Genomic DNA, 19,586 nt, shown 5'->3' with positions numbered 1-19,586 from the left:
CATGACCAGCTCTTCGAGGTTCGCCCGGATCGCGGTGGTGACGGCTGCCGTCGTGCTGGCCGGGTCCGCGCCCCTGCTGGCCGGTTGCGCGCCCGGGCTGGCCGCCGACCCGCGTTTCGCAACCAACTCCGGCGCGGGACCCCAGGGGCAACCGGAATCCACCTCGGATCACGCCGGGCCGCCGCCGGTGGAGGTGCCCAAGAACGACCTGCCGTGGCATGACTGCACCGCCCGGGTCTTCGGCGACGCCGCGGTTCCAGCCACACCCGGGGTGCGGCTGGACTGCGCCAGTTACGACGCCGACGTCGACCCACTCGGCGGCGGCTCCGGGTCGATCGGCATCGGGGTGGTGCGGGCGCGCTCCGTGCAGACCCCGGGCGATGCCGGTCCCGTCGTGTTCACCACCGGCTGGGACCTGCCGTCGTCGCTGCAGCTGCCGATCTGGCTGGCGCGGGCCGGCGCGGACGTGCTCAAGAGCCACCCGATCGTCGCCGTGGACCGGCGCGGCATCGGGATGTCCAGCCCGGTGGATTGCCGTGATCGCAGCCAGCGCGACGAAATGTGGAATCAGGCGCAATTCGCCCCGGGCGACGACCCGGTGGCCAGTCTCGGCACGGTCACCATGGAAGCCACCACCGACTGCACCGACTCCATCTCGCCGGGTGAATCCTCCTACGACAACACCCACGCCGCCACCGATCTCGAACGGCTACGCAGCATTTGGGACATCCCCGCGCTCGCGCTGGTCGGCATCGGCAACGGCGCTCAGATCGCCCTGGCCTACGCCGGTTCGCATCCCGGGAAGGTGGCCCGGCTGGCACTGGACTCCCCCATCCCGCTCGGAGTCGCCGCCGAGGCCGCGGCCGAGGAACGGGTCAAGGGCCAGCAGGCGGCCTTCGAGGCGTTCGCCGCGCAGTGCGTCGCGGTGAGCTGTGCACTGGGTCCGGATCCGAAGGGTGCGGTCAACGCGGTGCTGGACTCCGCCCGCTCCGGGCAGGGTCCCGGCGGCGCCTCGGTGGCCGCGGTGACCAATGCGATCGTGACGGCCCTGGGTTATCCCACCGGCGATCGCGTCAACACCACCAACGAGTTGGCCAAGGCGCTGGCCTCGGCCAATTCCGGCGACGCCAACCTGTTGAACAACCTGATCAACCGGGCCCAAGGCACCACCGGCAGTGACGGCCACTTCATCAACTCATGCGCCGACGCGCTCAACCGGCCTACGCCAGACCGGGTCCGGGAACTGGTGGTCGCCTGGGGCAAGGAATACCCGCAGTTCGGCACGGTCGGCGCGCTGGACATGGCGCAATGCCTGAGCTGGCCCAGCAGCAGCACCCCGGACCTGCCCAAGGAACTCAAAATCGATGTGCTGCTGCTGGGAGTGCAGAACGATCCGATCGTCGGGGAGGAAGGTGTGGCGGCCACCGCCGCGGCCGTCATCAACGCCGGATCGGCCAGCAAGCGGGTGATGTGGCAGGGCATCGGCCATGGCGCCGCGGTGTATTCGGCGTGCACGCTGCCGCCCCTGATCGGCTACCTCGACAGCGGCAAGTTGCCCGACACCGACGTCTACTGCCCGGCCTGACCCGGACTCCCGGGACCGGTCCGGGGTACGGTTCGCTGGTGACGGCAGCCGACTCCTTGACACACCGGGCGGGCAGCGCCCTACAGGCCGCGTTCCGGCCCCCCACGTCCCCGCCGAGCACCGCCACCGTACTGCGTTCGGTGCTGTGGCCGGTGGCCATCATGTCGTTGATCCATCGGGCCATCATCCTGCCGCTGAACGGCAACATCACCGATGACTTCAAACCGGTGTACCGGGCCGTGCTGAACTTCCGGCACGGCCTGGACATCTACAACGAGCACTTCGACTACGTCGATCCGCACTACCTGTACTCCCCCGGCGGCACCCTGCTGATGTCACCGTTCGGGTATCTGCCGGAGACCCTGTCGCGCTACACGTTCATCGCCACCAACACGATTGCGATCGTGCTCGCCGCCTACCTGCTGTTGCGGATGTTCGGATTCGGATTGAGCTCGGTGGCCGCGCCGGCCCTGCTGGCCGCGATGTTCCTCACCGAAAGCGTGAGCAGCACACTGGTGTTCACCAACATCAACGGCGTGATTCTGCTGGCCGAAGTGTTGTTCCTGCGTTGGCTGCTGGACGGCCGGGAGAGCCGCCAGTGGTGGGCCGGTGTCGCCATCGGGCTGACCATCGTGGTCAAACCGGTGCTGATACCGCTGCTGCTACTGCCGCTGCTGAGCCGGCAGTGGCGGCCGTTCGTCGGGGCGATAGCGGTGCCGGTGTTGTTCAACGTGGTGGCGTTCCCGCTGGCCAGCGATCCGAAAAGCTACTTCACCCAGACGGTGCCCTACATCATGGGCACCCGCGACTACTTCAACTCCTCGATCCTGGGTAACGGCGTGTTCTTCGGGCTGCCGTCGGGTCTGATCCTGTTCCTGCGGGTGCTGTTCACTGTGTTGGCCGCCGTCAGCCTGTGGTTGCTCTACCGCTACTACCGCACCCGCGACCCCCGGTTCTGGATGCTGACCTCGTCGGGTGTGCTGCTGACCGCGTCGTTCCTGGTGCTGTCACTGGGGCAGGGCTACTACTCGATCGTGCTGTTCCCGTTCCTGATGACCGTGGTGCTGCCGAACTCTGTGCTGCGCAACTGGCCGGCGTGGCTGGGGGTCTACGGCTTCATGACCCTGGACAAGTGGCTGATCTTCCGGTGGATGAACGTCGGACGACCGCTGGACTACCTCAAGATCACCTACGGCTGGTCACTGCTGCTGATCGTGATCTGCACGGTGCTGTGTTACCGCTACCTGGACGCCAAGGAGCAGGGCCGCCTGGATGACGGGATCGATCCGGCGTGGCTGACGGCGGAGCCGGGCGCAGCGGGTCACCGCGAACGCTAACGTGGAGGCATGACCTCTCCCAAGGTGTCGCTCACCGACGACGAGTGGCGCGCGAAACTGACCCCCGAAGAGTTCGCGGTGCTGCGCCGCGCCGGTACCGAACCGCCCAACACCGGCGAATACACCGACACCACCGCCGAAGGCGTCTATGAATGCCGGGCGTGCGGTGCCGAACTGTTCCGCAGCACAGAGAAATTCCCTTCTCACTGCGGTTGGCCCTCGTTCTTCGACCCGGCCGATTCCGACGCGGTGATACTTCGCTCTGATGACTCACTGGGGATGCGGCGCACCGAGGTGCTGTGCGCGTCCTGCCACAGCCATTTGGGCCACGTGTTCACCGGCGAGGGTTACCCCACCCCCACCGACCAGCGCTACTGCATCAACTCGATTTGTCTGCGGTTGGTGCCGCCGTCCTGACGAACGCGTCGCGTCCTGAACACCGAGCCTGTTGTTACCGTGGCCACCACCTAGCACTTTCCCGCGCTAACTACAGCTTCGAGGGCCGCTACGGCAGCGACGCCACCAGTTGGTCTACCTCGACCCGGGGGCCGGTGAAGAACGGGGTTTCCTCCCGGGCATGCAACCGGGCCTCGGTGTTGCGCAGATCGCGCATCAGGTCGACGATCCGGTCGAGTTCGGGCGCCTCGAACGCCAGAATCCACTCGTAGTCCCCCAGGGCGAACGCGGGCACGGTGTTGGCCCGCACATCCTTGTACTCCCGGGCCGCCATGCCGTGCTCGGCCAGCATCCTGCGGCGGTCCTCTTCGGGCAGGACGTACCACTCGAGCGACCGCACGAAGGGGTACACGCAAACGTACGCACCTGCCGGTTCACCGGCGATGAAGGCCGGGACATGACTGCGGTTGAACTCGGCCGGCCGGTGCAACGCCACGCTGCTCCACACCGGCGCGCAGGCCCGGCCCAGTGCGGTGCGGCGGAACCCGGCGTAGGTGGCCTGCAGATCCTCGATGCGCTCGGCGTGCGTCCAGATCATGAAGTCGGCGTCGGCGCGCAGACCGGCGACGTCATACACCCCACGGACCACCACGCCGCGCTCTTCCTGCTGCTTCAAGAAGGTGGCGACCTGGTCGGCGATCGCCTCTCGGGTCTGCGAACCCGCGTCGAGTCCACTCGGATTCACCGAGAACACCGAGAACATCACGTAGCGGAGAGTGGAGTTCAGCTTGTCGTAGTCGAGGTGCGCCATGGCCCATATGCTGCCACGATGCGCTGTGAAGTTCGCTAGGGCGCCGGGGTGGCGCTGATCACGGCCGCTACGGCCCGGTCGGCCGCGGCGATGCAAGCCGGCACCCCGATGCCGTCGAGGTAGTTGCCGGCCACTGCCACGGTCGGTGGCAGCGCGGCGCGCAGTCCGGTGACCAAAGCGGCATGGCCGGATCGATATTGCGGCATCGCCGCAGGCCAGCGTTGCACGCGCACGTCGATAGGGTCCACCGTGAGGCCGAAGACGGCTTCCAGGTCCTGCACCGACCACGCCACCAGTTCCGCATCCGAGGCGCTGGTGCGGGGGTCGCCGAACCGACCGAAGGACAACCGCAGCACCTCGACCCTGCCGCCGTATCCCCGGTCGCCCCATTTGCGCGATGTCAGAGTGATCGCCTTGGCGTGCAGTCGTTCCCCGGTGGCAACCAGCACTCCGGAGTTGTTCGGGAACGCCGCACCGGCGGGTACCGCCATCGCCACCACCACCGAGGACGCGTTGCCGATCCGGCTGGCCGCTGCCGATGCACGCGGCGCGAAGCCGGTGGCCAACCGGGCCAGCACGGGGGCGGGCACCGCGACCACCACCCGGTCGGCGCGATGATGCCCGCCGCTGGCGTCTCGTAACAGCCAGCCATCGCCGGTCGGGTCGATCTGGGTCACCGCCGACTGCACCCAGCGCGGCCTGGCGCTGCGCACCAGCGCGTTGACCAGCACTTGATACCCGCCGGTGATCGCCCCGAACACCGGCCCACCCGTGGTCGTGGGCAGTGCTCGCCGCACGGCCTCGGTCAGGCTGGACGCACCCTCATCGAGCAGGGTGGCCAGGCCCGGAACCGCCGAGCGCAGCCCGATGGTCGCCGCCGAACCCGCATACACCCCGCCGATCAGCGGATCCACCGAGCAGGCGACCACCTGTGCCCCGAACCGGTCGGCCACCAGCGCTCCCAGAGCCGGATCACTGCCCGGTTCGAACGCCAACGGCCGGGTGGGCTCGCTTGCGATCCGGGCGAGAGTTCCGTTGTCGACCAGCCCAGCCATCGACTCCGGCGACGACGGAATCCCGCTCAGGGTGTCCGGCGGCAACCGATGCAGCAGCCGGCGGCTGTAGAGCAACGGCCGCACTCCGGTGGTACTGCGCTGCCGATCGGCCAAACCCAGCTCGGCCAGCAGTACCGGTACTTCGGGCCGGCGGGCGATGAATGCCTCGGCACCCACGTCCACGGCCATCCCGCCCAGGGTCTCGGTGCGCAACAGCCCCCCGAGCCGGTCGGCCGGATCGAAAATGGTGATGTCGACTGCGTCGCCGAGTGTCGCCCGCAGGCGGTGGGCGGCGGCCAGACCGGAGATTCCGCCCCCGACGACGCAGTACGACGTGGTCACAATGAATGAACCAGCGAGACCAAGTCGGTCAGCACCCCCGGGTCGATCTCCGGCAGCACGCCGTGGCCGAGGTTGAACACGTGCCCCGACGCCCCGGCCGCGACAGCGGCACGCCCGTCGGCGACGACGGCCTTGGCGGCACGCTCCACGGCGGGCCAGCCCGCCAGCAGCACCGCCGGATCCAGGTTGCCCTGCAAAGCCCGACCGGCGCCCACTCGGGCGGCGGCGTCGGTCAGCGAAGTACGCCAGTCCACACCGACGACCGTGGCGCCGGCGGCGGCCATCTCACCCAAGAGCTCACCGGTCTGCACGCCGAAGTGCGTCATCGGCACCTCCCGGTCGGCGAGGGTGGCGAACACCCGGGCACTGTGTGGCGCCACGAAGCGCCGGTAGTCGGCCAGGCACAGCGTTCCGGCCCAAGAGTCGAACAACTGGATGGCGTCCACGCCGTGGTCGAGCTGCACCGTCAGAAACGCGATAGTCAAGTCCGTGAGCCGGGTCATCAACTCATGCCAGGTGTCCGGATCGGCCAGCATCATCGCCTTGGTGCGGGCATGGGTGCGGCTGGGGCCGCCCTCGACCAGATAGGAGGCCATGGTGAACGGCGCGCCGGCGAAGCCGATCAGCGGCACCGTTCCGAGCGCGTCCACCAGCAGCGATACCGCCGCCGCGACGGCTGTCACCTGCTGTGGTTCCAACGGCCGCAGGGCGGCGACGTCGGCCGCGGTGCGCACCGGGTTGGCGATCACCGGGCCGACATTGGGCACGATGTCCAGATCCACCCCGGCGCCGCGCAGCGGCACCACGATGTCGGAGAACAGAATCGCCGCATCGACGTCGTGGCGACGGACCGGCTGCAGCGTGATCTCGCAGACCAGTTCGGGGTCAAAACAGGCCGCCAGCATGCTGTGCTGGGCGCGCAGCTGACGATATTCCGGCAGGGATCGGCCGGCCTGGCGCATGAACCAGACCGGTATCCGGTCGGGTTGCCGGCCGGTAGCGGCGGCCAGGTACGGGGAATCAGGCAGTTCACGACGGGCACTCATCGAGCTCAATGCTGCCACGCCGGGTTGCCGCAGGCCGAACCGTGCCGTTTCCTGCGGCGGTCCCGGCTTCCCCTCGCCTCCGCCGAGCCTCGCCGAACCGTACCGTTTCCTGCGACGGTCCCGGCTTCGCCTCGTGCCGTTTCGGCGCGCCTGTCTGCGCCGATCGGCGACGGGGGTTAGCGTGAGATTCGGTGACCCGCGTCGCGGCGGTGCGCAACAGAGTCCTGTGTGCCGGCCGCCGGCGGCGTGGCGCACGGCAATCAGTTAAGGAGCGGCACCAGTGACATCAGCCGAGCCTGCACCCTTTCGGGAAGCGGTGGCAACGATGCACGCCGCGACCGTTCGGTCGGAAATCGAGCTGGGCCCGATCCGGCCGCCGCAGCGCCTGGCACCCTACAGCTACGCGCTGGGTGCCGAGGTCAAACATCCCGAGACCGACTTCGTCCCGGAAGACTCCGACGGCGACGCCTTCGGCCGGTTGATCCTGCTGTACGACCCCGACGGCACCGACGCTTGGGACGGCACCATGCGGATGGTGGCCTTCATCCAGGCTGACCTGGACCCGCACGAGGCAATCGACCCGTTACTGCCCGAGGTCGCCTGGAGTTGGCTGGTCGAGGCGCTGGGCGCCCGCACCGAGCACGTGACCGCATTGGGTGGCACCGTGACCGCCACTACGTCGGTTCGGTACGGCGACATCTCCGGCCCGCCGCGGGGTCATCAGTTGGAGCTGCGCGCGTCGTGGACCGCCACCACCCCGGAGCTGGGCACCCATGTCCAGGCGTTCTGTGAGGTGCTGGAACACGCCGCGGGGCTACCGCCGGTCGGGATCACCGATCTGAGCTCGCGAACCCGCGTCTGAGATGTCCGACCAGACCACCGAACCGGCCGTCACCGAAGAGCCCGAGCTGACACCACTGCCGCATCCTGCCGATGGGGTGCCGGAGGTGTCGGTCACCCGCAGGCAGATCGATGCCGCCGCCGGCCTGCTGGCAGGCGGCCACGGTCCGTTCGCCGTGGACGCCGAGCGGGCGTCGGGTTTCCGCTATTCCAACCGGGCCTACCTCATCCAGATACGCCGAGCGGGAGCCGGAACGGTGCTGATCGATCCGGTCGGCGCCGGCGAGGACCCCGCTGCCCTGCTGCGGCCGGTGGCCGAGGTGCTCGACGACGACGAGTGGATTCTGCACGCCGCCGACCAGGACCTGGCCTGCCTGGCGGAGGTCGGCATGTGGCCCAAGGCGCTCTACGACACCGAACTGGCGGGACGGCTGGCCGGCTTCGACCGGGTCAACCTGGCCGCGATGGTGCAGCGACTGTTGGGACTGGGCCTGGCCAAGGGCCACGGCGCCGCCGACTGGTCGAAACGACCGCTGCCGGCCGATTGGCTCAACTATGCGGCTCTCGACGTCGAGGTGCTCATCGAACTGCGCCAGGCGGTCGCGGAGGTACTGTCCGAGCAGGGCAAAACCGATTGGGCGGCACAGGAATTCAATCACGTCCGGGTAACCGACTTCACCACGACCACGCGCCGGGACCGCTGGCGGCGGACGTCGGGTATCCACAAGGTGCGCGATCGGCGCGGCTTGGCCGCCGTCCGAGAGCTCTGGACGGTCCGCGACCAGATCGCAGCGCGCCGTGACATCGCGCCCGGACGCATCCTGCCCGACTCGGCGATCATCGCCGCTGCCGTCGCCAACCCCACCACCGTCGAAGAGCTGCTCGCCCTGCCGGTCTTCGGCGGACCCAAACAGCGGCGCAGCGCATCGACCTGGCTGGCAGCGCTGGCCGCGGCGCGTGACAACCCCGAGCCGCCGGAAGCCGGCGAGTCCACCAGCGGCCCACCGCCGCCAACGCGCTGGGCGCGACGCAAGCCCGAGGCCGCCGCACGACTGGAGGCCGTCCGCGCCGCGCTGGGTGCGCTATCCGAGCAGGTGCACGTGCCGACCGAGAACCTGCTCACCCCGGACCTGGTGCGCCGGTTGTGCTGGGATTGGAAACCGGCGGCGCCGAACGCGGCAGCGGTGATCGAGGAGTTCTTGGCCGCTGGCGGCGCGCGCCCCTGGCAGCGCGAGCTGACGGTGCCGGTGCTGGCACAGGCTCTCGGCACCTAGCCGGGCCGAACTCTCGGCAGCCGTGGCCCGGCGCAGCGGTTGCTAGACTTGTCTGTGGAGCAAGCCGTATTCACGTTTCGGCCAGTGCTTCTCACGTCACGCTGACCGTGGACGCGAACCGTCAAGGACTTCCCATGGTTGATTTTCCTGGGAGGACCTCGTGTCACCAATTTTTCGTCGCATCGTCTACGTCAGCAGCTACGAGCTTGTCGCTGTTGCGCTGACCACCTTGGGATTGACCCTGCTGGGGTTCGGCAGCGGCGGTTCAGGTGCCGTCGCGGTGGCGGCATCAACAGTCGCGGTGGTGTGGAACTACGTCTGGACCACCCTCTTCGAGGCATGGGAGCGCCGGCAGGACTCCGCGACCCGCACGGTGGGCCGCCGGATCGTGCACGCCATCGGCTTCGAAGGTGGCCTGGTGGTGCTGTTGTTGCCGATCGTGGCCGCGCTGTTGAAGGTCTCGCTGGCGCAGGCGTTCGGTCTTGAGATCGGCCTGCTGGTGTTCTTCCTGGCCTACACGTTCGTGTTCGCCTGGTTGTTCGACGCGGTGTGGCCGCCGGTCAGGGCAGCTAGTCCAGCCGCTCGCTGACCTCGGCGACGCAGTTGGTGGCGCCCATCGCCGCCACCCAACCGGTGATCTGGCGGGCCACATCCTGAGCGGTCAGGCCGACCTCGGCCAGCAGCTCACCGCGCGAGGCGTGCTCGTAGAAACGCTGCGGCAGCCCTACGTCACGGCAGGGCACGTCGATGTCGGCACGCCGCAGGGCCGCCGAGACCGCCGAGCCGATACCACCGGCCACGCCATTGTCCTCGCAGGTCACCACCAGCTTGTGTGCGCCGGCCAGCTCGACGAGCACCTCCGGCACCGGAAGCACCCAACGCGGGTCGATCACCGTCACCCCGATGCCCTGGTTGTGCAGCCGGTCGGCCACCGCCAACGCCATGGGCGCGAACGCGCCGACCGCGACCAGCAGGACGTCTTGGGGCAATCCGTCGGCCGGCAGCGCTAGGACGTCCACCCCCGAGCGTCGCTCGATGGCGGGAATGTCTTCGCCCACATCGCCCTTCGGGAATCGCAAGGCAGTGGGCCCGTCATTGACGTCGAGCGCTTCGCCGAGGGCTTCGCGCAGCCGGATGCCGTCGCGGGGTGCGGCCACTCGGATACCGGGCACGATCCCCAAGATCGACAGATCCCACATGCCGTTGTGACTGGCACCGTCTGGCCCGGTGATCCCGGACCGGTCCAACACCAGCGTGACCGGCAGCTGGTGCAGTGCGACATCCATCACAAGCTGGTCGAAGGCACGGTTGAGGAACGTCGAATACACCGCCACCACCGGGTGCAAGCCGCCCATTGCCAGCCCGGCCGCGGACGTCATCGCGTGTTGCTCGGCGATCCCGACGTCGAACATCCGGTCCGGAAAGCGCTGTCCGAACGGCGCGAGCCCGGTGGGACCCGGCATCGCGGCGGTGATGGCGACGACGTCGCGGCGCTTGGTGCCGTACTCGATCAGCGCGTCGGAGAACACCGCCGTCCAGCCGCGCCCCGCGGTTTCAGTTGCGTAACCGGTCAGCGGATCGATCACCCCGCAGGCGTGCATCTGCTCGGCCTCGTCGTTCTCGGCCGGGCCGTAGCCCTTGCCCTTTTGCGTGACCACGTGAACGATCACCGGCCCGCCGAACCCCCGCGCGCGGCGTAGCGCGGATTCCACCGCGGCCTCGTCATGACCGTCGATCGGCCCCAGGTATTTCAGGCCCAGATCGGTGAAGAGTGCCTGCGGCGCCAGCGCATCTTTGAGACCCGCTTTGAAGCTGTGGATCACCTGGTAGCCGAGTTCTCCGACGACCGGCACCCCGCGGATCGCGGTGCGGCCCCGCTCCAGTAGTCGCTCGTAGGCGGGCTGCAACCGCAGCGCGGCCAGATGGTCGGCGAAGCCACCAATGGTGGGCGCGTAGCTCCGACCGTTGTCGTTGACCACGACCACCACCGGTCGGTTGCCTGCGGCGATGTTGTTGAGCGCCTCCCAGCACATCCCGCCGGTCAGGGCGCCGTCACCGACAACGGCCACCACATGCCGGTTGCGGTGCCCGGTCAGCTCGAAGGCTTTGGCCAGGCCGTCGGCGTAGGACAGCGCCGAGCTGGCGTGACTGGACTCCACCCAGTCGTGCTCGCTCTCGGCACGCGACGGGTAGCCCGACAGCCCGCCCCTTTTGCGCAGGGTGTCGAAGTCGCGGCTACGCCCGGTCAGCATCTTGTGCACGTAGGACTGATGCCCGGTGTCGAAGATGATCGGGTCATGTGGGGAGTCGAACACCCGGTGCAGCGCCAAGGTCAGCTCCACCACACCCAGGTTGGGGCCCAGATGCCCACCGGTCGCGGCGACCTTGTGGATCAGGAACTCACGGATCTCCGCCGCCAGATCGGTCAGTTGAGCCTGCGAGAGGTGCTGCAGATCGGCGGGGCCGCGGATCCCTTCAAGCATCCGGCCAGTCTACGCATGGCTGCGGGCACCCCCCGTATGGTCGTCGTATGCGCGCCCAGGAGATCACCGAAGACTTCCCAGTGGTGACCATCGACTCCAATGCGTTGGAGGCCGCCAAATTATTGGCCGAGCACCGGCTACCCGGGATCGTCGTCACCGACTCGGCCGGCAAACCGTATGCGGTGCTGCCGGCCTCTCAGGTGGTGCGCTTTATCGTGCCGGGCTACATCCAAGATGACCCATCTCTGGCGGGAGTCCTCAGCGAGACCATGGCCGACCGTGCCGCCGAGAAGCTACGCGGCAAGACCGTGCGCGACGTGCTCCCCGAGCACCTCCATGACTTCCCGACCGCCGATGCCAACGAAACCATCATCGAAGTCGCCACTACGATGGCCAGAATGCGCAGTCCACTAATTGCCGTCGTCAAGGGCGGCGAATTGCACGGGGTGATTACCGCGTCGCGGCTGCTGGCCGCGGCGCTGAAGGTCTGATCCCGCGGATGGCCTTTATCGCGGTAGCGGTGTTTCTGACCGCCTACGCGTTCATCGCCGCCGATCGGATCAACAAAACGGTGGTAGCGCTGACCGGCGCGGCGGCAGTCGTCATCTTGCCGGTCATTTCCTCCGATGACATCTTCTATTCCCGCGAGACCGGCATCGACTGGGATGTCATCTTCCTGCTGCTGGGCATGATGATCATCGTCAGCGTGTTGCGCCAGACCGGCGTCTTCGAGTACATCGCCATCTGGGCGGCCAAGCGCGCCAAGGGTTCTCCGCTGCGGATCATGATCCTGCTGGTGCTGGTGACCGCGGTGGCCTCAGCGCTGTTGGACAACGTCACCACGGTGTTGTTGATCGCCCCGGTGACGCTGCTGGTCTGCGACCGGCTCGAAATCAGCCCCGCGCCTTTCCTCATGGCCGAGGTGTTCGCATCCAATATCGGCGGCGCCGCAACCCTGGTCGGTGATCCACCCAACATCATCATCGCCAGCCGAGCGGGATTGTCGTTCAACTCCTTTCTGCTTCACCTGGCACCGATCGTCGCGATTGTCATGGTGGTGTTCATCGCCATGCTGCCCCGGCTGTTTCCCGGATCGTTTTCCGTCGAGGCCGAACGGGTCGCCGACGTGATGGCCTTGGAAGAAGGTGAGGCGATCCGAGACCGCGGCCTGTTGATCAAATGCGGTCTGGTGCTCGCCGCGGTGTTTTCCGCGTTCATCGGGCATTCGGCGATGCATCTGGAGCCCTCGGTGGTGGCGCTGCTGGGTGCCGGCGTGCTGATCGTGATCTCTCGCTTGGAGCGCTCGGAGTACCTGTCCGGAGTCGAGTGGGAGACGCTGTTGTTCTTCGCCGGGCTGTTCGTGATGGTCGGCGCCCTGGTAGACACCGGCGCGATCGCCGCCCTGGCCAAGGCCGCCACCGAGGTGACCGGCGGTAATGCGCTGCTGACCACGATGGGGATCCTCGGAGTGTCCGCACCGGTGTCCGGAATCATCGACAACATCCCCTATGTCGCGACCATGACGCCGATCGTGGCGGAGCTGAGCACCACCCTCCCGAACGATCTGCATCCCGATTCCCTGTGGTGGGCCCTGGCGCTGGGCGCCGACTTCGGGGGCAACCTGACCGCAGTCGGCGCGAGCGCCAATGTGGTGATGCTCGGAATCGCCCGTCGGGCAGGAAGTCCCATCTCGTTCTGGGAGTTCACCCGCAAGGGAATTGTGGTCACACTGGTGTCGGTGACGTTGTCGGCGCTGTACCTGTGGTTGCGCTACTTCGTATTCGGCTGACAGCGGCCGCCCCCGGATCGCGACCCCAGACCCACCCGCGCTACGCGGCCGCTGGCACCGGGAGTCAGCGGGTTAGCAGCGCCACGCACTCCACGTGATGGGTCAACGGGAACGCATCAAACACCCGGATCTGCTCCACGGCATACCCCTGGGCACGGTACAGACCGATATCCCGAGCGAAAGACGCTGCCTCACAACCGATGTGCACAATTCGCGGTACACCCGCGGCGGCCAGCGCCTCGATCACCTCCCGCCCGGCACCAGCGCGCGGCGGGTCCAGCACCGCGACGTCGGCGCCGGAGTGCGCATCACTCAACACCCTGCGCACCGAATCGGTACGCACCGAAACCTGCGGCAGGTCGGCCAACGCGGCCCGCGCGGCCCCGGTCGCGGCCCGCGACGTGTCGGCACTGATCACCCGGCCCGACTCCCCCACCGTCTCGGCCAGCGCCGCGGCGAAGATCCCGGCGCCGCCGTAAAGATCCCAGGCCGTCATCCCGGTGTCGGCCTGCGCCCACTGGCCGACCAGCGCGCTGTAGAGCGCGGCCGCCCGGCGATGCGCCTGCCAGAACGAGGTCACCGGAATCTGCCAACGCCGCCGGCCCACCCACTGAGTGGCGTGGTAGTCACCCTCCAGGACCTGCGGACGGTGACCGCGCCCGGTGCTGACCACATGCCGGACACCGTCGTCGTCGGCCACCACGTGCAGGTGATCGCCGGGCCGCCAGCTCTGCTCGGCCAGTCCTTTGATCATTCCGGCTGGAAGCTGCCCACACCGCAGGTCGGTGACCAGCTCATCACTGTGATACCGGTGAAATCCGGCCCGGCCGTCGGCACCGACGTCCAACCGGACCCGGGTGCGCCAGCCGGTCGGACCGTCCTCACCGACGGGTTCGACAGATCCCTCCCAGTCGTAGCCGCCCAGCCTCGCCAGTTGGTTGGCCACCACCTCCCCCTTGAGGGAACGCACCGTGGCCGGCTCGGCGAACGCCAGATCACAGCAGCCGGCACCGTCCACCCCCGCGATCGGGCACAGCGAGTCGATCCGGCCCGCCGCGGGTTCGAGCACCTCGACACATTCACCGTGCCAATACGATCCCCGCTCAGCGGTGATCCGAACCCGAACCTGCTCACCGGGCAACGCGTAGCGCACGAAAACAACTCGGCCGTCGTAGCGGGCCACACAACTGCCGCCGTTCGCCGGTGCGCCGGTCGTCAAAACCAACTGCTGGTCGATCACTCCAAGAAGCCTCTCCGGGTGTCGCCGGGCGCGTGATGCGGCTCCAAGACGTTGCGCCGCTCCGAAGAGTTCAGCTGCCAGGGCACCGAGGTGACCATGACCTGCGGCATGAACAACAGCCGGGTCTTGAGCCGCAGCGCACTCTGGTTGTGGAGCAACTGCTCCCACCAGTGGCCCACCACGTATTCGGGGATGTAGACGGTCACCACGGTGCGCGGCGACTCCTTGCTGATGCGTTTGACGTAATCGAGCACCGGCCGGGTGACCTCGCGGTACGGCGATGCGATCACCTTGAGCGGGACGGTGACCTCGCTATCCTCCCACTCGCGCACCAGCGCGCGGGTTTCGGTGTCATCGACATTGACCGTGATCGCCTCCAGTGCGTCGGGTCGCGTCGCGCGCGCGTAGGCCAGCGCGCGGCGAGTCGGCAGATGCAGCTTGGACACCAGGACCAGAGCGTGGTTGCGACTGGGCAGCACCGCCTGGTCGTCCAGGGCGGCCGACTGCTCGGCCAACTCCTGACTGACGGTGTCGTAGTGCCGGCGGATCATTTTCATCAAGAGGAACAGCACCGACATCGCGACGATCGCGATCCACGCACCGGCCACGAACTTAGTGGCGATCACCACGATCAATACCACCCCGGTAGCGAGGAATCCGATCGTGTTCACCACCCGGGAACGCATCATCTTGACTCGGGCGGCATGGTCGGTTTCATTGCGCAACAACCTGTTCCAGTGCCGAACCATACCGATCTGACTCAGCGTGAAGGAGACGAAGACCCCGACGATGTAGAGCTGGATCAGCGCGGTCACCTCCGCCCCGAACGCCACGATGAAGGCGACGGCCACCACCGCGAGGAACACGATGCCGTTGGAGAACGCCAGCCGGTCGCCGCGGGTGTGCAGCTGGCGGGGCAGGTAGCGGTCCTGCGCCAAGATCGAACCCAGAACCGGGAAGCCGTTGAACGCGGTGTTGGCGGCCAGCGCCAGGATCAGCGCCGTGACTCCGGCGATGATCCACAAACCGGGCGGAAAGCCCCGGAACACCGTTTCGGCCAGCTGAGCCAGCAAGGTCTTCTGGTCATAGTCCGCCGGCGCCCCGATCAGCTGTTCGTGCGGGCGCGCGGCGATCTTCACCCCGGTCTCGCGGGCCAGCACGATGATGCCCATCATCAGTGTCACCGCGATCACCCCCAGCATCAGCAGCGTGGTGGCGGCGTTGCGCGACTTCGGCTTGCGGAAGGCCGGCACACCGTTGCTGATCGCCTCCACCCCGGTCAGTGCGGCACACCCCGACGAGAACGATTTCGCCACCAGGAACACCAGGGCAACCCCGACCATTTCGCCCTGGGTGGAGTGGATCTTGAACTCGGCCGACTCGGCCTGCAATGGGTTGTCCATCACGAAGATCTGGAACAGCCCCCACCCCAGCATGGCGAAGACCCCGATCATGAACGCGTACGTCGGGATGGCGAACGCGGTGCCCGATTCTCGAATGCCCCGCAGATTGGCCGCCGCCACCACGATCACGGTCCCGACCGCGAACGCCACCTTGTGGTCGGCGATGAACGGTATCGCCGAGCCGATGTTGGCGATCCCCGATGAGATCGAGACCGCAACCGTCAGAACGTAATCCACCATCAACGCGCTGGCCACGGTGAGGCCAGCGGTAGCACCCAGATTGGTGGTGACCACCTCGTAGTCGCCGCCACCGGAGGGGTAGGCGTGCACATTCTGGCGGTAGGAGGCCACCACGGTAATGAACACGAAGGCGACAGCCAGGCCCACCCACAGCGTCATCCGATAGGCGGCCAGGCCCGCCACCGACAACACCAGAAAGACTTCTTCGGGTCCGTAGGCCACCGAAGACAGCGCGTCGGAGGCGAATACCGGCAGGGCGATGCGCTTGGGCAGCAGCGTGTGACTCAGCCGATCGCTACGAAAGGGCCGACCCAGAACCAGGCGCCGTGCAGCGGTGGAAATCTTCGACACGAGAGCCAAGGGTAAGCCAGGCGGGCACTGGCGGTAGCGTTCACCGAATACAGGCACTATCGCAGTCGATAACCAGCCGAAAGTCGGCCCAGAGAACCTGAAAGGACACAGCACGTGCGGGTAGTTGTGATGGGTTGCGGCCGGGTGGGAGCCTCGCTCGCCGACGGACTGTCCCGGATCGGCCACGAGGTCGCCATCATCGACCGAGACAGCACCGCGTTCAACCGGCTCAGCCCGGAGTTCAACGGTGAGCGAGTGCTCGGCATGGGCTTCGACCGCGATGTGCTGCTGCGAGCCGGCATCGAAGAAGCCGCTGCGTTCGCCGCGGTGTCCTCGGGTGACAACTCCAACATCATCGCGGCGCGGCTGGCCCGAGAGACGTTCGGCGTTTCGCGGGTGGTCGCCCGTATCTACGACGCCAAGCGGGCCGCGGTATACGAGCGCCTGGGCATTCCGACCATCGCCACCGTGCCGTGGACCACCGACCGGCTCCTCGACGCACTCACCCGGGAAAGTGAGACCACCAAGTGGCGTGACCCCACCGGCACCGTCGCCGTGGCCGAGGTCGTCCTGCACGAGGACTGGATCGGCCGCCCCGTCACCGACCTGGAGGCGGCAACCAACGCCCGTGTGGCGTTCTTGATCCGGTTCGGCACCGGAATCCTGCCCGAGCCCAAGACGGTGATTCAGGCCAGCGACCAGGTGTACATCGTGGCGGTGTCCGGCCGGGTCGCCGAGGCGATCGCGATCGCCGCGTTGCCCCCGAGCGAGGACCTGGACAAATGAAGCGCGCCGTCGATGAAGGCGCGGACGGAGCCCGGGTAGCCAGGGTTGAGGAGCGGCGCAAATGAAAGTAGTCGTAGCCGGCGCCGGCGCGGTCGGACGATCGATTGCGCGCGAGCTGCTCGACAGCGATCACCAGGTGACGCTGATCGAGCGCAACCCGGACCACGTCGACACCGAGGACATCGCCGACGCGGAGTGGCATCTGGGCGATGCCTGCGAGCTCAGCCTGCTGGAGTCGGTGCACCTGGAATCCTTCGACGTGGTGATCGCCGCCACCGGCGACGACAAGGCCAACGTGGTGCTGTCCTTGCTCGCCAAGACCGAATTCGCGGTACCGCGGGTGGTGGCCCGGGTCAACGATCCCCGCAACGAGTGGCTGTTCACCGACGCATGGGGGGTAGACGTTGCGGTCTCCACGCCGCGCATGCTGGCCTCACTGGTCGAGGAGGCGGTCGCGGTCGGAGACCTGGTCCGGCTCATGGAGTTCCGCAAGGGTCAGGCCAACCTGCTGGAGATCACACTTCCCGACGACACCCCTTGGGGCGGAAAGCCGGTGCGCAAACTCGCCCTACCGCGCGATGCCGCGCTGGTGACGATCCTGCGTGGGACACGGGTGATCGTGCCGCAGGACGACGAGCCGCTCGAAGGCGGCGACGAGCTGTTGTTCGTCGCATCCAGTGGCGTCGAGACCGAACTGCGCGCGCTGCTGCTACCGGCCCACTGAGCGCGGTTCGGGCTCGGCCTCGCCGACGGCCTGGCGCTCATCCAGCGCGCGCTGCACGTATTTGACCGCCAGGTAGGTGACCACCGCTGCCACCGCGGTCAACGGCCAGCCCATGGCGATGCGCGCCACTCCCAGCCAGCCGGTCTGATCGGCGTTGTAGAGCAGTCGCTGGACCACGAAGCGGGAGCCGAACACCAGCGCCCAGGTCAACGTCGCGAGATCATAGGCGTAAATGGCCGACCGCAGCTCGCGCCAGGTCTGGGGCTGGCCGCTGGCCCATGACCAGATGTAGCCGACCGCTGGACGGCGGATCAGGATCGATGCGGCGAACACGACCGCCCACACCAGCGATGTCCAGATTCCGAGCAGGAAATAGCCCTTGGAGTCGCCCATCAGATAGGCGATCAGGGTGCAGACGGCGACCCCGAAGAACCCGGAGATGGCCGGTTGGCTGGATTGCTTGCGGATCAGGCGCCAGACCAGCACCGCCGCGGCCACACCCAACGCCGCCAGGACGGCGGCGCGCAGTCCGAAGAGATTGGAGGTCGGCACGAACACCACGATCGGTAACGAGGAGTAGATCACCCCGGCCAGGCCGCCGATCTGTTCCAGCAGCCGCTGCGGTCCCTGGGCGCCCTCGGCGCCGTATTCCTCGCTCATCGCTGCACCGGCCCGAAGGAAGGCGCGATCACTGCTGGATTTCGTAGTGGGGGTTGTAGATGGCCTTGCAGCCGCTTTCGAGTTTGCCCAGCCGGCCGTGCACCCGCAAAGTGCGGCCGGAGTCGATTCCCGGGATGCGTCGCTGCCCCAGCCAAACCAGCGTCACCGTGTCGGTGCCGTCGAAAAGCTCGGCACGGACGCCGCCCACGCAGCCCTTGGCGTTGGCTTCGACGCTGCGCAGTACCCCGACCATGGTGACCTCTTGGCCGCGTTGGCAGTCGATCGCACGCTGTGCGCCGGTATTGAGCGCCTCATCCGACAGCTCTTCGACGTCACGCAGCTCGGGATCTTCCGTCAATCGCCGAGTCAGCCGGCGCAGGTACCCTTTCGGAGCAGCCATTGCCCTCTCCCTCAATCGTGTGCGCACGCTACGGTAGACCTGTTGAATATCGAATGCCACATGACCTGCCCACGGGGTGGCTGACAACACCCAAACACGATCAAGGGGTGGCATGGTTCTGCGCGGCGTGACGGCCGTCCTGCTGCCGGGGACCGGATCCGACGACGACTACATCCGCCGAGCGTTCTCGTCTCCGTTGCAGCAGGTGGGTGCCGAATTGGTCACTCCTCGCCCGCAGCCCGACCGTCTTGTCGAGGGCTACCTCGAGGCGCTGGATGCGGCGGCCACACACTGTGGCCCGATCCTCGCCGGCGGGGTCTCGATCGGCGCGGCGGTGGCCACCACGTGGGCCCTGCGCCATCCCGAACGAGTGGTCGGGGTGCTGGCTGCGCTGCCCGCTTGGAGCGGCACCCCCGAGGACGCCCCGGCAGCCCAGGCCGCGCGCTATAGCGCCGGGCAGTTGCGCAGCGACGGCCTGGCCGCCGTGCTGGCCCAGATGCGGGCATCGAGCCCGACGTGGCTCGGCGACGAATTGACCCGCTCATGGACTGCTCAGTGGCCGCAGCTGCCCGACGCGCTGGAGGAGGCCGCGAGCTACGTCGCGCCGACGCACGCCGAGCTGGCGGGCCTGACCGTGCCGATGGGTCTGACCGCGGCGGTTGACGACGCGGTTCATCCGCTGCAGACCGCCGCCGAATGGGCCGCCGCCGCCCCGCGCGCGGCGCTGCGCACCGTCACCCTGGACCAGATCGGTGCCGATCCGGCCGCCTTGGGCGCCGCCTGCGTCACCGCGCTGGCCATCGCGGCCGGCTGATCGGCGGCCC

19 protein-coding genes are annotated in these 19,586 nt (G+C 67.8%); 11 read left to right on the top strand and 8 right to left on the bottom strand.

Going from position 1 to position 19,586, the window contains the following annotated elements; all coding sequences use genetic code 11:
* Position 1: 1 nt before the first annotated feature.
* The 3 genes from N416_RS0107940 to msrB are packed head-to-tail and all read left to right on the top strand — an operon-like array spanning position 2 to position 3,339.
* Positions 2–1,585: an alpha/beta hydrolase gene (locus N416_RS0107940; protein ID WP_024441584.1), complete on the top strand. Its 1,584-nt coding sequence runs from the start codon at positions 2–4 to the stop codon at positions 1,583–1,585.
* Entirely contained in the window at positions 1,582–2,922 is a 1,341-nt protein-coding gene (aftC, locus tag N416_RS0107935) for an arabinofuranan 3-O-arabinosyltransferase (RefSeq protein ID WP_036457541.1), read from the top strand. The genes N416_RS0107940 and aftC overlap by 4 nt, the downstream gene beginning before the upstream one ends.
* A 9-nt stretch (positions 2,923–2,931) precedes the next feature.
* Positions 2,932–3,339 carry a peptide-methionine (R)-S-oxide reductase MsrB gene (gene msrB / locus N416_RS0107930; RefSeq protein WP_024441582.1) on the top strand — a complete coding sequence of 136 codons (408 nt, stop codon included), beginning with the start codon at positions 2,932–2,934 and terminating at the stop codon, positions 3,337–3,339.
* 88 nt (positions 3,340–3,427) lie between these two features.
* On the opposite strand, the gene hemQ is transcribed toward msrB, so the two are convergent.
* Genes hemQ through hemE form a run of 3 tightly spaced genes read right to left on the bottom strand, consistent with a single transcriptional unit; the run spans position 3,428 to position 6,572 of the window.
* The gene (gene hemQ, locus N416_RS0107925; RefSeq protein ID WP_024441581.1) at positions 3,428–4,129 is read right to left on the bottom strand and encodes a hydrogen peroxide-dependent heme synthase; all 702 of its coding nucleotides are present in this window, start codon (positions 4,127–4,129) and stop codon (positions 3,428–3,430) included.
* 35 nt (positions 4,130–4,164) lie between these two features.
* Complete coding sequence (locus N416_RS0107920) at positions 4,165–5,529, bottom strand: protoporphyrinogen oxidase (RefSeq protein ID WP_024441580.1); 1,365 nt, start codon at positions 5,527–5,529, stop codon at positions 4,165–4,167.
* On the bottom strand, positions 5,523–6,572 hold the full coding sequence (gene hemE, locus N416_RS0107915; protein ID WP_024441579.1) for a uroporphyrinogen decarboxylase: 1,050 nt from the start codon (positions 6,570–6,572) through the stop codon (positions 5,523–5,525). The genes N416_RS0107920 and hemE overlap by 7 nt, the downstream gene beginning before the upstream one ends.
* Positions 6,573–6,852: 280 nt before the next feature.
* On the opposite strand from hemE, the gene N416_RS0107910 reads away from it, so the two are divergent.
* From N416_RS0107910 to N416_RS0107900, 3 genes are all read left to right on the top strand, one after another.
* Positions 6,853–7,434 (top strand): DUF3000 domain-containing protein, encoded by a 582-nt coding sequence (locus N416_RS0107910; protein ID WP_024441578.1) that lies wholly within the window; start codon positions 6,853–6,855, stop codon positions 7,432–7,434.
* Position 7,435: 1 nt separating this feature from the next.
* On the top strand, positions 7,436–8,686 hold the full coding sequence (locus tag N416_RS0107905) for a ribonuclease D (protein WP_024441577.1): 1,251 nt from the start codon (positions 7,436–7,438) through the stop codon (positions 8,684–8,686).
* 160 nt (positions 8,687–8,846) lie between these two features.
* Positions 8,847–9,275, top strand: coding sequence for a PACE efflux transporter (locus N416_RS0107900; protein ID WP_024441576.1), 429 nt, complete (start codon positions 8,847–8,849; stop codon positions 9,273–9,275).
* On the opposite strand, the gene dxs is transcribed toward N416_RS0107900, so the two are convergent.
* Positions 9,256–11,169: a 1-deoxy-D-xylulose-5-phosphate synthase gene (gene dxs / locus N416_RS0107895; RefSeq protein WP_024441575.1), complete on the bottom strand. Its 1,914-nt coding sequence runs from the start codon at positions 11,167–11,169 to the stop codon at positions 9,256–9,258. The two genes, N416_RS0107900 and dxs, sit on opposite strands and share 20 nt — an antisense overlap.
* Positions 11,170–11,216: 47 nt before the next feature.
* Between dxs and N416_RS0107890 the strand changes: the two genes are divergently transcribed.
* Both N416_RS0107890 and N416_RS0107885 read left to right on the top strand, forming a co-directional pair.
* Positions 11,217–11,660: a CBS domain-containing protein gene (locus N416_RS0107890; protein ID WP_024441574.1), complete on the top strand. Its 444-nt coding sequence runs from the start codon at positions 11,217–11,219 to the stop codon at positions 11,658–11,660.
* A gap of 8 nt (positions 11,661–11,668) precedes the next feature.
* Positions 11,669–12,958 carry an SLC13 family permease gene (locus N416_RS0107885; RefSeq protein WP_024441573.1) on the top strand — a complete coding sequence of 430 codons (1,290 nt, stop codon included), beginning with the start codon at positions 11,669–11,671 and terminating at the stop codon, positions 12,956–12,958.
* Positions 12,959–13,022: 64 nt separating this feature from the next.
* Here N416_RS0107885 and N416_RS0107880 read toward each other — a convergent pair whose 3' ends face one another.
* Both N416_RS0107880 and N416_RS0107875 read right to left on the bottom strand, forming a co-directional pair.
* Positions 13,023–14,198, bottom strand: coding sequence for a class I SAM-dependent RNA methyltransferase (locus N416_RS0107880; protein ID WP_024441572.1), 1,176 nt, complete (start codon positions 14,196–14,198; stop codon positions 13,023–13,025).
* Complete coding sequence (locus N416_RS0107875) at positions 14,195–16,192, bottom strand: APC family permease (protein ID WP_024441571.1); 1,998 nt, start codon at positions 16,190–16,192, stop codon at positions 14,195–14,197. Before N416_RS0107875 ends, N416_RS0107880 begins: the two co-directional genes overlap by 4 nt.
* A gap of 114 nt (positions 16,193–16,306) precedes the next feature.
* On the opposite strand from N416_RS0107875, the gene N416_RS0107870 reads away from it, so the two are divergent.
* The gene (locus tag N416_RS0107870; RefSeq protein ID WP_024441570.1) at positions 16,307–16,978 is read left to right on the top strand and encodes a TrkA family potassium uptake protein; all 672 of its coding nucleotides are present in this window, start codon (positions 16,307–16,309) and stop codon (positions 16,976–16,978) included.
* A 61-nt stretch (positions 16,979–17,039) separates the two neighbouring features.
* Positions 17,040–17,702 (top strand): TrkA family potassium uptake protein, encoded by a 663-nt coding sequence (locus N416_RS0107865; protein WP_024441569.1) that lies wholly within the window; start codon positions 17,040–17,042, stop codon positions 17,700–17,702.
* Here the strand turns inward: N416_RS0107865 and N416_RS0107860 are convergent.
* Both N416_RS0107860 and N416_RS0107855 read right to left on the bottom strand, forming a co-directional pair.
* A complete protein-coding gene (locus N416_RS0107860; protein WP_024441568.1) occupies positions 17,688–18,362 on the bottom strand; it encodes a DUF3159 domain-containing protein in 675 nt (224 codons plus the stop codon). The two genes, N416_RS0107865 and N416_RS0107860, sit on opposite strands and share 15 nt — an antisense overlap.
* Positions 18,363–18,390: 28 nt before the next feature.
* On the bottom strand, positions 18,391–18,762 hold the full coding sequence (locus tag N416_RS0107855) for an OB-fold nucleic acid binding domain-containing protein (protein ID WP_024441567.1): 372 nt from the start codon (positions 18,760–18,762) through the stop codon (positions 18,391–18,393).
* A gap of 112 nt (positions 18,763–18,874) precedes the next feature.
* Between N416_RS0107855 and N416_RS0107850 the strand changes: the two genes are divergently transcribed.
* A complete protein-coding gene (locus tag N416_RS0107850) occupies positions 18,875–19,576 on the top strand; it encodes an alpha/beta fold hydrolase (protein WP_024441566.1) in 702 nt (233 codons plus the stop codon).
* Positions 19,577–19,586: the final 10 nt, after the last annotated feature.

This window comes from Mycobacterium sp. UM_WGJ (assembly GCF_000455125.1).
Lineage (GTDB): Bacteria > Actinomycetota > Actinomycetes > Mycobacteriales > Mycobacteriaceae > Mycobacterium.
The sequence above is the reverse complement of the archived record's forward strand: the minus strand, read 5'-3'. Positions and strand labels throughout refer to the sequence as shown.

What these genes read in the sequence shown, in the direction of transcription:
- N416_RS0107940 (WP_024441584.1), top strand. Translation starts at nt 2, where the DNA reads ATGACCAGCTCTTCGAGGTTCGCCCGGATCGCGGTGGTGACGGCTGCC.
- msrB (WP_024441582.1), top strand. Translation starts at nt 2,932, where the DNA reads ATGACCTCTCCCAAGGTGTCGCTCACCGACGACGAGTGGCGCGCGAAA.
- hemQ (WP_024441581.1), bottom strand. Translation starts at nt 4,129, where the DNA reads ATGGCGCACCTCGACTACGACAAGCTGAACTCCACTCTCCGCTACGTG.
- hemE (WP_024441579.1), bottom strand. Translation starts at nt 6,572, where the DNA reads ATGAGTGCCCGTCGTGAACTGCCTGATTCCCCGTACCTGGCCGCCGCT.
- N416_RS0107905 (WP_024441577.1), top strand. Translation starts at nt 7,436, where the DNA reads ATGTCCGACCAGACCACCGAACCGGCCGTCACCGAAGAGCCCGAGCTG.
- dxs (WP_024441575.1), bottom strand. Translation starts at nt 11,169, where the DNA reads ATGCTTGAAGGGATCCGCGGCCCCGCCGATCTGCAGCACCTCTCGCAG.
- N416_RS0107890 (WP_024441574.1), top strand. Translation starts at nt 11,217, where the DNA reads ATGCGCGCCCAGGAGATCACCGAAGACTTCCCAGTGGTGACCATCGAC.
- N416_RS0107885 (WP_024441573.1), top strand. Translation starts at nt 11,669, where the DNA reads ATGGCCTTTATCGCGGTAGCGGTGTTTCTGACCGCCTACGCGTTCATC.
- N416_RS0107865 (WP_024441569.1), top strand. Translation starts at nt 17,040, where the DNA reads ATGAAAGTAGTCGTAGCCGGCGCCGGCGCGGTCGGACGATCGATTGCG.
- N416_RS0107860 (WP_024441568.1), bottom strand. Translation starts at nt 18,362, where the DNA reads ATGAGCGAGGAATACGGCGCCGAGGGCGCCCAGGGACCGCAGCGGCTG.
- N416_RS0107855 (WP_024441567.1), bottom strand. Translation starts at nt 18,762, where the DNA reads ATGGCTGCTCCGAAAGGGTACCTGCGCCGGCTGACTCGGCGATTGACG.
- N416_RS0107850 (WP_024441566.1), top strand. Translation starts at nt 18,875, where the DNA reads ATGGTTCTGCGCGGCGTGACGGCCGTCCTGCTGCCGGGGACCGGATCC.